Consider the following 11189-nt stretch of genomic DNA (forward strand, 5'->3'; position numbering starts at 1 on the left):
CTGTTTAGAAATTCGCAGTGGAGGTAAATAGGCCAACACGCAGATCATTAGCCTGATAAATGTCGCGTCCGTCGACGGTTACGGTGCCGTCGGCGATACCCAAGATAAGACGTCGGGTAATAATACGCTTAATATTAATGCTATAGGTCACTTTTTGTGCATCCGGCAGAATCTGTCCGCTGAATTTAACTTCGCCGCAACCAAGCGCACGTCCACGGCCTGGGTGGCCTAGCCAGCCCAAGTAAAACCCTACCAGCTGCCACATGGCATCCAGGCCTAAGCAGCCAGGCATGACGGGGTCGCCAGGGAAGTGGCAGTCAAAGAACCACAAGTCAGGCGTGATATCCAGCTCGGCGATCAGTTCGCCTTTGCCATGCTCACCGCCTTCTTCGTGAATGTGCTTGATGCGATCAAGCATCAGCATGTTAGGAGCCGGGAGCTGGGCATTTCCGGGGCCGAATAGCTCGCCGCGCGAGCAGGCCAGCAGTTCTTCGCGATTAAAGGAGTGTTGCTTGGTCACTGAATCGTTCCGAATATCAAGAAGGTTGTGAGGCTAGTCTACTTCCCGAAACCGCTGAATGCACGTAACTGACCATTTATCGTCAGTTACTACAGTATTTAGGCAGTTGGCCGATAACACTATAGCGAGGGGACTTAGTTAATCTGCTGCCAATTATGCACAATAAATACTGCATGTACCGTAATATAGATTATCTAGGTAGTTTATTAGGCGGCATGACCGGCATGGCACCTAGCGCAAATTTTTATCTACGTTAATTTTGTATAGGATGTAGCGAATCGCCATGTGGCTTCCTGTTTCTCTCAATCGTCCGCTAGTGTGGGTCGCAATGGCGGGGCTACCGGCCTGCGTTTGGATACCCGATACGGCGCTACGTTTGGTGGCTGCCACGTTAGTCGCGCTGGGGCTTTGGGATGCCTGGAACCAGGTTCGTCAACAGCGGCTACGCCTACGGCTATCACAGGATACGTTAGGGCTCGCCAGCGATGCCATGGTGATTACCGACGCGCAAAATCGGGTCATCGTGGTTAATCCGGCCTTTACCGAAATTACCGGTTATTCAAGCCAGGAGGTACAGGGGTTAAAACTGGAGACCCTGGCAGCGCCACGGCATGATAAAAACTTTTATCAAACGTTCTGGAGTGCGCTGAAAAGTACCGGCCGTTGGGAAGGTGAAATGTGGAGTCGCCGTAAGCACGGCGATGAGTACCCCGAGTGGTTAAAAGTGCGCGCCGTGACAGACAAACGGGGCAAAATCACCCATTTTATCCACCTTTTTACCGATATTACGGCGCAAAAAGCCCGTGAGCGCGATTTGCGCCGGATTGGGTATGAAGATCCCCTTACCGGTCTGCCCAATCGTCGGCGTCTTCATGATCTGCTTGCTTCTCGACTGCGCCACTTACGCGCTGGAGAGAGTTTGGATATGGCGCTGGTAGATATCGATGGGTTGAAATCAGTTAACGATAGTCTAGGGGTTGAGCAAGGGGATCGCCTGTTGGCGCGCTTTGCCCAGCGCCTGACAAGCTATGTCGTTGGGGGCGTGGTAGGTCGCTTGGGTGGCGATGAGTTTATGGTGATCCGCACCACGACATTTGACGATCATGACCAGTGGGTCGCCTCGCTGCGCGAACATATGAGTCGACCATTTGAAATTAACGAGCAATCGTTGCGCTTAGGGCTGACGATAGGCAGCTGTCGAGCACCTGAAGATGGTGACGACTCAGGTGTGCTATTTCAGCGCTTAGAGTCGGCGCTCTACAGCGCCAAACGGCTTGGACGTAATCTTAGCCAGCGTTTTCGCCCAGCACTGGATAAGCAGGATAATCCGCAGCTGGCACTGGTTAGCGACTTGCGTGCCGCGCTTATTTCCGGTGATCAGTTAGAGCTGCATTATCAAACCCAGCATGAGCCTAGCAGTGGTGAGGTCGTTGGCATGGAGGCGCTGCTGCGCTGGCGCCATCCTCGCGATGGAATGATTTCTCCGGGTGACTTCATTTCGTTGGCCGAGCGGCACGGCTTAATGTCCCAATTGGGCACTTGGGTAATCGAAAAAGCCTGCGCCCAGCAGGCGCATTGGCGTAATAGCGCCATGCCCAAGCTAACTATTTGGGTCAATATTTCGGCGCTGCAGCTCTTTCAAGGGGATCTAGAAAGCCAATTGGCGACGTGCCTCAGGCGCTACCAATTGAAGCCTTCGCAAATTGGTCTGGAGTTGACCGAGTCGGTACTTCTGGATGAGCGTGCGGGTGATATGAGGCCGCGCCTACAGGCGCTCCGTGACCAAGGCTATGCAATCGCCATTGACGATTTTGGTACTGGCTACTCGTCGCTTGGCTACCTGAAGCGCTTACCGGTCGATAAAATAAAGCTCGATCGTGCGTTTATTAAAGAGCTGCCGCATGATCAAGCGGACGCCTCCATTGTAAAGGCGGTCTTAGCGATGGCAGAAGGTATGGGGCTCGGAGTGATTGCAGAAGGGGTTGAAACCAAGGAGCAGTGCCAGTTTTTGGTTAAGGCCGGCTGTACGTCTGTGCAAGGGTTCTACTTCGCCCGCCCGTTACCTGCCGCGGAATTGGAAAAACGTTTAGTACCCATACCAGTAGATGTCCCTGCTGCTTCTTAACGTCTGTCAATACGGCTAAATAGGGCGAAGCCAAGTTGCAAAGTAACCCCCACACAAAGCTCAAAGCGTAGGGCATTTAGCAACAAAGCCTAGCAGTGACACGAGGCCATCTAGATGGCGCCAGTGAGGGTAATCGGTTTGGCCGCTGGTTTAGCCAGCAGTAGGTGACAGGTGCCAATGGAGCGCTCGATAAAACCACCCTCGCAGTAGCTTAAGTAGTAACGCCACATGCGGATAAAACGCTCGTCATATCCCAGCTTTCGTACCTGTTCCAAGTTTGCTTCAAAGCGATGACGCCACTCTCGCAGTGTGCGAGCGTAATGCGGGCCAATTTCATCCAACGCAATCACATTCAGCGATGTTTTGCGCATAATACTGCTTAACATAGCGTGGTGTGAGGGCAGGAAACCGCCGGGAAAGATATAGCGCTTGATAAAGTCCATATCGCGTTTGGCTTCTTCAAAGCGCTGATCACGAATCGTGATCGCTTGCAGCATTGCCTGCCCATCGTCAGTCAGAAGGCTATCCAGTTTATTAAGGTAAGTGTCGAGATATTGATGGCCGACCGCTTCAACCATCTCAACCGAAATAAGCCGTTCATAGCGTCCGGTTAATTCACGGTAATCCTGCTTGAGCAGAGTAATACTCTCTTCTAATCCTTCTTCCTTGATGCGCTGTGCAGTGTGGGCATGTTGCTCATCAGAAATAGTCGTAGTCGTGACACGACAACCGCGGGTTTTTGCAGCATGAATTGCCAGCCCGCCCCAGCCGGTACCAATCTCTAACAGATGGTGTTCGGGCTGTACATCGAGCTTTTCAAGCATCAGGTCAAGTTTATAGGTTGATGCCTCTTCCAGGCTGGCTTCCGGGTAGGGGAAAACAGCGCTGGAATACATCCAGTGGTGGCGGTCCAAAAATGTTGAAAATAGATCGTTACCAATATCGTAGTGGGCGGCAATATTGCGTTTAGCGCCGCTAAGGCTGTTACGTTGAAAACGGTAGGCGGCACCCAGCAACCAGCGTGTGATACGGGCACTGCCATTCTCCATTTTGCTATTTACATGCTCAAGGTTTGCAGCAAACAGCCGTACCAGGATGACCAGATCGTCGGCATCCCAGTCACCATCCATGTACGATTCGGCAGCGCCGACGGTACCGCCAAAGGCAAGTCGCTTCCAGGCCTTGGCGTGGCGTATCACCACGGTCACCTGCAGTGGCCCCTCTTGGCCTAAGTGATGGCATTGATTGCCCTCAATCAGCGTGATACGACCACCGTGAAAAGTGTCCAGCTGGGCCATTAGACGCAATTTGAGCCACTTGGTTAAGCGGTCTTGCTCAACAGGTTGACTATTCGGGGGCGTAGAACGCAGGGTCGTCACTTTGAAGTCTCCTTGCGCGTGGGGTGGTTATAAACCGGGACGCGCTTAAGCCACAGGCGTAGCGCTTCGAAATGAATGCCCGCGATAGTCTTCAGGTTCACCCATGGCTGGCGAGCTAACGTTTTTAGCAGTGTGCCGCGAGTAGCGGGTGAGGCCACGAGGGTTAACGTGGCATCAAAATGGCGCTGTTGGTCCTGCCAGTTTTCCATATGCAAAAAGAGCGTTTCGCAGGGGGCGTTAAACTTCCAGCGATAGGTCATTTCCATTGGGTTGAACGGCGAGACGTGAAGACGCTTATCAAAAAAAGCTTGATGGCTATGACGCGAAGGGTCTACAGCGCTGGCATAACGGGTACGCTCACGCCAAGGCATATTGGTGACTTCGCTCAATATGGCGGCCAACCTGCCCATATGGTCGTAGGCGTAGTAGACGGAGATAGGATTAAACATGCAGCCTAACGTGCGTAGCTGAGTCAGCACGCAGATTCGGCCATTCGGTGCGCTGCCCAGCTGGCGAATAAGCTCTTCGCGTACAGCCGTTTTTAGCGGCCGGTCGGTTGGGCCTAGATAATCCTCACGGCGAAAGCGCGCCAATGCTGGTCGACGGGCGCTAAAACCAGGCACCTTATCAAATAGGTCCGGCAGTTCATCCAGATCCAGCCACGCCATCCATAGTTGATAGCGAAAAGCGTGGGAGGTTGGCGTAAACCGCCGATGACGTAGGGTGCCACGATAGATACGTGACCGCGGTGTGGCGATCATACCAATCCCTCTACACCGTGCGGTGTCAGCAGCTCGTGAGCAAGTAACGTAGAAGGGGCCTCCGGCGGCGGGGCGGCTTCATCGCAACCCAAGGCCTGGGCTACTCGTAGTGCACTCCACACGCCGTCTTCGTGGAAGCCGTTACGCCAATAGGCGCCACAAAAGTGCGTGCGATGCGAGGTGGAAGATATTTCCTCGTGGCGCGCTTGAGCCGCTTGGCCTGATAAGGTGAACTGTGGGTGTGCGTAGGTATAGCGACCCAGCACTTTGCTTGGATCAATGCTGGCGCTGTCATTCAAGGTGACGCAAAAGGTAGTGTCGCTTTTAATCCGTTGCAGGATATTCATGGCGTAGGTAACCGAGATGCGCGCGTTAGTGTCTCGCTCGTCCAGGCGGTAATTCCAGCTTGCCCAGGCGCGTTTGCGGCGAGGTAGAAGCGAGGTATCGGTATGCAGCACCACCTCGTTATCCTGATACGGCATGGCGCCGAGTATTGATTTCTCAGCCTCAGTGGCATCGCCCAGCATCGCAAGGGCCTGATCGGCATGACAGGCCAGCACTACTTGATCAAAGTGTTGGCTGCCCGCGGGTGTGGTAATCGTAACGCCAGCACGCTCTCCACAATGGGTGCGAGTAATCCGGGTCACCGGTGTATTAAGGTGAATACGCGACGCGTAGGGGGCCGTCAGGTAGGGAATATAACTTTTTGAACCGCCCACCAATGTATACCACTGGGGACGGTGATTAACCGATAACAGGCCATGGTTACGAAAAAAACGCACGAAGAATGCCAGCGGGAAGGCGCGTAGATCGCTAATGCTGGCCGACCAAATAGCGGCCCCCATGGGCAGTAAATAGCGCTGTTGGAAATCGCGGTTATAGTGGTTGCGGTCTAGGTATTCACCCAACGTCATGTAGTCGGGCAACTGCTGACTCTCCAACGCTTTAGTCGTTTGCTTATTAAAGCGCAAGATATCGCTCAGCAGACGATAAAAGGAGGGGTTAAACAGGTTGCGTCGTTGGGCAAACAGCGATCCTAACGTATGCCCGTTGTACTCAAAGTCGCGCGCTGTCTCATGCACCGAGAAGCTCATTTCGGTGGCTTGTGAAGCAGCGCCCAGGGACGCCATCAAGTGCTGAAAGTGCGGATAAGTCCAGTCGTTAAAAACAATAAAACCGGTATCGATAGCGTACGTCTGCCCTTCCACCTCCACGTCCATGGTGGCGGTGTGGCCCCCCAGCCGCGAATCCGCCTCAAACAGCGTGACGTCATGCTGAGCTGAAAGATACCATCCCGCGGCCATACCGCTAATGCCGCTGCCTACAATGGCAATGCGCTGGGATGCCCTTTGCGATGCCAAGGTGCTCATGACGACTCCTTTTGCGCGCGGGTCATGCGCAGGCCAATCTGACGACGTAGGGCGGGAGGTAAAATGCCTAGCAGTTTGACCCAGTAGGTAAATCGGCGTGGAAAGTGGATATCCAGTCGGCCTTTGACCAACCCTTCGATAATGGTGTCAGCCGCTTGCTCGGCGGTGACCTGCATCGGCATGGGGAAGTCGTTATGTTCGGTGAGTGGCGTTTTCACAAAGCCAGGGTGGATAAGGCTGATATCTATGCCTTCCTGATCAAGATCCAAGCGCAGCGACTCCAAAAAGTAGCTCACCGCCGCTTTTGATGCGCCATAGGCCTCCGCCCGGGGCAACGGCACATAAGCCGAGGCACTGGAGGTGGCCGCTAAGCGGGCGGGCAAACCCTCTTGGCGTGCTGCCCGTAGCAATGGTAGAGCAGCTTCGATGCCGTATAGCGTGCCAAATAAATTGGGCGCAAAAACGCGCTCAACCAGCGCCATATCGAACTGCTGAGCATCGAGGTATTCACAAGTGCCAGCATTGAACAGTGCTAAATCTAACGCCCCTAGACGCTCATGGATGATGGTGCCAGCATTTAGCACCGCTTGACGGTCGCTAATATCAAGCGGGAGAGGGTGAGCATTGGGTTGGTTCTGGCACAAGGTGTCGAGTGCCTCAGCGTTGCGTGCACTGAGTACCACATGGTGGCCTTGAGCGATGAGTTTACGGGCAAGCGCCTCACCAATGCCGGACGTGGCGCCGGTTAACCAAATGCGTTGGGGCGTTTTCCATGTGCTCATCAAGCTTCCTCGTGCGCCCCGCTGTGATGTTGACGCTTAGGCGAGGCGTTTTTTTAACCAGTGAATGGCGCTTCCCATCAGCGGCAAATGTTCGTAAAGCATGGCGCCCGCATCGAAATAATCACGGTGCCGCTGTACGCGCCCGTCGCTTGCAAAAGTGAGAGCGCTACAGCCTTCAACTTTTACCGGTTTGCCACCTGACAAACGCGGATGAATAAACGTCATGGTCCAGGTAACGAATGCTTGCTGGCCTTGTAGCTGCCGAGCATGGTAAGTGAAGTGGCACTGCTCAACATTTTCATACAAGGTTGAAAAATAACGCTCTAACGCTTCGCGACCTTCAATATGGTGTAGTGGGTCAATGAATTGTATATCTTCAGTATAAACATGGTATAGCTTTTCTGTACAGCTATTGTCTAATTTATTGAAGAAGGCGCAAAACGCCTCTAGTGCCGCAGGCTCAGCCATGACGGACTCCTGGTTTAGGGAACTAGTGGGTTGCTGACTGCTAGAAGTAGGAAGCGCCAGCTATTTAGATAGCGCTTTGAATGCCCCTAGTGCGCGCTGGCGCGCCGCTTTGTGATCGACAATCGGCGCTGGGTAATCGGTATCGTTGAGCAGGTCTTGAGGTGGTGCATGGCGCGCTTTAGCGGGCAGTTTGGCAAGCTCAGGCAGCCAGGACGCAATAAACTCACCGTCCGCATCAAAACGAGTGGATTGCGTGGTGGGATTAAAAATTCGAAAGTAGGGCGCGGCATCGGTACCTGTGGAGGCAGCCCATTGCCAACCGCCGTTATTGGCGCAGAATTCGCCATCGACTAAGTGGCGCATAAAAAAGGCTTCACCGCGCCGCCAATCAATCAGCAAGTGCTTGCTTAAAAACATCGCCGTGATCATACGCAGCCGGTTATGCATCCAGCCTGTGGTGACTAATTGGCGCATAGCTGCGTCGACGATGGGGTAGCCTGTTCGCCCTTCGCACCAGGCTTGAAAGCCTTCTTCATCGTCGCGCCACGGCAATTGCTTGGTATGTTCCTGAAAGGGCTGATAGCGGCATACCTGGGGAAAACCCACCGCTACGTGCTGATAAAATTCGCGCCAGATCAATTCATTGACCCAGGTCGTCAGACCGAGATCGCCATCCGCTAAATGCCCCCCATTCTCTGCCATCACCGCTTGCAGGCATTGGCGATGGGAGATCATACCTAATGCCAGGTAAGGTGATAGTTCGCTGGTGCCGCGCACTTTAGGTAAATCGCGCTGGTCTTTATAGTGACGTCCACGAAAGCGTAGAAAGCGCGCTAAATTATCCGCAGCGGCATCTTCACCCGCAGGCCACAGGTGCCCATCAATCGGTATGTCGTTAAGTTCAGGCAGTGCAGGCAACGGGTCGCTATTAATAGCCAGCGCTGTTTGTGCCTTTGGTGTATCACGCAGCGTTAGCTGATCGGCGGTGATCTGCTTATGCCACGCTCTGGAAAAGGGTGTAAACACGCCATAGTAATCGCCTTTTCCGGTTAACAAGCTACCTGGTGCAAACGCCACCGCATCATGATAACCATGAGCCGCTATACCGGCCTGCTTAAAGGCACCCTGCACGGCTTGGTCGCGGCGTCGCTCATTGAGCGGATACTCATAGTTAAAGTGCAGTTGCTCTATATTATAGTCGCGTGCGATCTCAGTCAGCGCCGCTGGTGCTTGGTCATAGCGTTCAATGTCTCGGTGCAGCAACGGAATATTCAAACCGTTGAGCGCGGCTTTAACAGTGGCGACGCCCCGTGCCCAGAAATCCAGTTTATTGGCGCCATGACCGTGCTCTTGCCACTGAGAGAGGCTGCGTAAAAAAACCGCTATTACAGGACCTTTGGCCGCGGCGGCGGCGAGAGCACTGTTATCGTTAATGCGTAAGTCGCTGCGCAGCCAAACCAACTGACGTTTCATAGGATCTCCTGTCATAAGGGCTTCTGCGACGCAAAAAAATGGCCGGTCGCCGGGGGAGGGCGAACGGCCAGGATAAGAGTGGGTGGACTACAGTACCCCAAACTCGCGTAAAAGAGGGCGCAAGCGGGCAATCGCCTGGGGTAGATCATCGCCGAGCATGTGTACCGGGCTATCGCGCAAATCGGCTTCGCGCAGACGAGCAACTTCGCCACACACACCAATAGGCACGTTAAGTGCCTTGGCTGCTTTGGGTAGCGCTTGATGAATATAGCTATCACTTTCCCGCTGACCGCTAGAAAGTAGCACCATCGATGAATGTAGCCGAGCCACTGCCTGAGGGAGATCCTCCAACGGCAATGAGCGGTCAAGCAGTTGCACCCGGTAGCCTTGTTCACTGGCCATTAGCGCCGACATCAGCACCCATAAAGGGCCAGGATCATCGGGCATGGCGTTGAGCAAAATCAGCGGGCCACGGGTCGTCTGGTTGGCATAATGCAAGCGAATGCCCACTTGGCTGCGTAGAAACGCTTCCAAGGTACGGCGTACCAACTGATCCGCCTGAACAGCCCATTTAGCCTCGAGGGTTAAAATGACCGGCTGCCACAGCTCGTTGATCGCAATGCTCAGCGGGTAGAGCGCCAAACTCTGCTGATAAAACGCCTCTAACTTGGGCAGATCTAACGCTTCGATGATGGCTTGCAATTGGAGGCGCTGGCTTACCCAATCACCGGTATCAGGCGTAGGGGTATCAATTGTTTCTGGCTGGTCAAGCAAGTCGGCGACTTGACTGACCGGCACACCACGATTGAGCCACTGCAAAATGCGTTCGATGCGTGTGATGTCGTCTTGAGCATAAAGACGATGGCCTTTTGGCGTTCGCTGGGGGCGAATTAACCCATAGCGTCGTTCCCAAGCGCGAAGGGTGACCGAATTAACGCCCGTTAAGCGAGATACTTCGCGTATCGGATAGAGCGGCGTATCGGGTGGGTGGGTCGCCTTTAGACTCATGGGCGCCAGTACCTCTTAGTTAACTGTAAATTAGTTAACCGCATATGAGTTAACTGCAGCGTAACGCTGCAGGGGCCAGTCATTGTTCGCCGCGGCGAAGGTGATTCAAGTTCCATGTAACGATTGCCCGATGATGAAATACTAAACATTAGCACGATACTGTATGCCCATTTGTACAACTTGTCGCTACTCGGTACAACCTTTACCAAAATCCTTCTTAATCATTTAAGTGCTGTGCTTATTGAACCGACCGGCCTACTAGGGCTTCTCCTAATCGCTGGCCTGAAAGCCATGCATCCTCAACGCGACCGCTGCTAAAGCTGTCGCCGCATAAGGCCAAACCGTTCGTACTGTATAAGTATGTATGCTCACAAGGGTTAGCCGGTTGAGCGTAGCGCCAACGGTGTGCCCCCATTTCAATTAGCTCGGGCAGGGCGGTTGAGGCTGAAAAAATACTCTTTAGCGCGTCGACAAGTTGTTTGGCCACTTCATCGGCAGGCTGTTCTAAATGCGACTCGCTCCAGTCAAGTTGAGCCAGCAAGCTGAGACTTTCAGGTTGAGTGGTGCGCCCCGGTTTGGTTTGGTTGCGTGACACCACGCTTAGCACCTGATGTGTTACACGTGCCATTTGCCAGCCCGGATCAACCCTCGGTATGGCGGGAAGCGGTCCGTCAAAAATAGCCCACCCCGCCCAGCAGGCCCGCTGTTCTCGTGCTTGACACGCCGTGGCCAACTCGGTGTCCCATGCGGCTAGTAATGCATGAGCTTGGGGCGGTGGCGTGCTGATGACTACTTGGTCAAAAAGGCCATACATGGTCTGATCAACGTCTATCAATTGCCAGCCATTAGGGATCAAGTTAAGCGCTGCGATGGGAGTGCCCACATGCAACTTGGCATTGAACTGGGCCGTTAATGCATCAGCCATATAGCGAGTTAAGGCACTCATTCTCGGCGTGCCGGTATAGCGCTTTTGGTGATCGTTATGCGCCTGCCAGCCACTTGAGCTAGCCTGATAAGTAAGCGTTGGCCAGAGCGCTATGCAGCCAGCAGCGAGCCATTCATCCACGGCACGCTGAAAATGGGCGTCGCGAACGCTGAATGCCTGGGCACCTAAATCCAGGGTGGCGCTGGGTCTGCGTTTACTCGCCATACGTCCACCGGGGCCGCGGGCTTTATCAAAGAGTGTGATATTGGCACCGCTGTTGGCGAGTACTTTTGCGCAGGCGAGTCCTGAAATACCTGCTCCGATGATGGCAACCCTGCGTGTAGCCGATAGCGGTAGAGTAGCCATGATCCCTCACGG

At 53.9% G+C, this 11189-nt stretch carries 10 protein-coding genes; 1 reads left to right on the forward strand and 9 read right to left on the reverse strand.

Going from position 1 to position 11189, the window contains the following annotated elements; genetic code table 11:
* Positions 1–4: 4 nt before the first annotated feature.
* Positions 5–520: a 3-hydroxyacyl-[acyl-carrier-protein] dehydratase FabA gene (fabA, locus tag ACW44H_RS00710; RefSeq protein ID WP_113269863.1), complete on the reverse strand. Its 516-nt coding sequence runs from the start codon at positions 518–520 to the stop codon at positions 5–7.
* Between the two features lie 283 nt (positions 521–803).
* On the opposite strand from fabA, the gene ACW44H_RS00715 reads away from it, so the two are divergent.
* Positions 804–2645: a putative bifunctional diguanylate cyclase/phosphodiesterase gene (locus ACW44H_RS00715; protein ID WP_457506215.1), complete on the forward strand. Its 1842-nt coding sequence runs from the start codon at positions 804–806 to the stop codon at positions 2643–2645.
* 110 nt (positions 2646–2755) lie between these two features.
* On the opposite strand, the gene ACW44H_RS00720 is transcribed toward ACW44H_RS00715, so the two are convergent.
* The 8 genes from ACW44H_RS00720 to ACW44H_RS00755 form a co-directional block, all read right to left on the reverse strand.
* Positions 2756–4024: a class I SAM-dependent methyltransferase gene (locus tag ACW44H_RS00720; RefSeq protein WP_457506216.1), complete on the reverse strand. Its 1269-nt coding sequence runs from the start codon at positions 4022–4024 to the stop codon at positions 2756–2758.
* Positions 4021–4785, reverse strand: a complete 765-nt coding sequence (locus ACW44H_RS00725) for a DUF1365 domain-containing protein (RefSeq protein WP_457506217.1) — start codon at positions 4783–4785, stop codon at positions 4021–4023. The genes ACW44H_RS00720 and ACW44H_RS00725 overlap by 4 nt, the downstream gene beginning before the upstream one ends.
* Entirely contained in the window at positions 4782–6155 is a 1374-nt protein-coding gene (locus ACW44H_RS00730) for an NAD(P)/FAD-dependent oxidoreductase (RefSeq protein WP_457506218.1), read from the reverse strand. Before ACW44H_RS00730 ends, ACW44H_RS00725 begins: the two co-directional genes overlap by 4 nt.
* Positions 6152–6937, reverse strand: coding sequence for an SDR family NAD(P)-dependent oxidoreductase (locus ACW44H_RS00735; RefSeq protein WP_457506219.1), 786 nt, complete (start codon positions 6935–6937; stop codon positions 6152–6154). The genes ACW44H_RS00730 and ACW44H_RS00735 overlap by 4 nt, the downstream gene beginning before the upstream one ends.
* 36 nt (positions 6938–6973) lie before the next feature.
* Positions 6974–7405: a nuclear transport factor 2 family protein gene (locus tag ACW44H_RS00740; protein ID WP_457506220.1), complete on the reverse strand. Its 432-nt coding sequence runs from the start codon at positions 7403–7405 to the stop codon at positions 6974–6976.
* 60 nt (positions 7406–7465) lie between these two features.
* Positions 7466–8878, reverse strand: a complete 1413-nt coding sequence (gene phrB, locus ACW44H_RS00745; protein ID WP_457506221.1) for a deoxyribodipyrimidine photo-lyase — start codon at positions 8876–8878, stop codon at positions 7466–7468.
* 87 nt (positions 8879–8965) lie between these two features.
* Entirely contained in the window at positions 8966–9886 is a 921-nt protein-coding gene (locus ACW44H_RS00750; protein WP_196238093.1) for a MerR family transcriptional regulator, read from the reverse strand.
* A 238-nt stretch (positions 9887–10124) separates the two neighbouring features.
* Positions 10125–11177 (reverse strand): NAD(P)/FAD-dependent oxidoreductase, encoded by a 1053-nt coding sequence (locus ACW44H_RS00755; protein ID WP_457506222.1) that lies wholly within the window; start codon positions 11175–11177, stop codon positions 10125–10127.
* Positions 11178–11189 lie beyond the last annotated feature (12 nt).

Source organism: Vreelandella sulfidaeris Esulfide1 (assembly GCF_054072535.1).

Excerpts from the sequence above, each read along its gene's own strand:
- ACW44H_RS00715 (WP_457506215.1), top strand. The coding sequence starts at position 804 with ATGTGGCTTCCTGTTTCTCTCAATCGTCCGCTAGTGTGGGTCGCAATG.
- ACW44H_RS00725 (WP_457506217.1), bottom strand. The coding sequence starts at position 4,785 with ATGATCGCCACACCGCGGTCACGTATCTATCGTGGCACCCTACGTCAT.
- ACW44H_RS00730 (WP_457506218.1), bottom strand. The coding sequence starts at position 6,155 with ATGAGCACCTTGGCATCGCAAAGGGCATCCCAGCGCATTGCCATTGTA.
- ACW44H_RS00735 (WP_457506219.1), bottom strand. The coding sequence starts at position 6,937 with ATGAGCACATGGAAAACGCCCCAACGCATTTGGTTAACCGGCGCCACG.
- ACW44H_RS00740 (WP_457506220.1), bottom strand. The coding sequence starts at position 7,405 with ATGGCTGAGCCTGCGGCACTAGAGGCGTTTTGCGCCTTCTTCAATAAA.
- phrB (WP_457506221.1), bottom strand. The coding sequence starts at position 8,878 with ATGAAACGTCAGTTGGTTTGGCTGCGCAGCGACTTACGCATTAACGAT.
- ACW44H_RS00750 (WP_196238093.1), bottom strand. The coding sequence starts at position 9,886 with ATGAGTCTAAAGGCGACCCACCCACCCGATACGCCGCTCTATCCGATA.
- ACW44H_RS00755 (WP_457506222.1), bottom strand. The coding sequence starts at position 11,177 with ATGGCTACTCTACCGCTATCGGCTACACGCAGGGTTGCCATCATCGGA.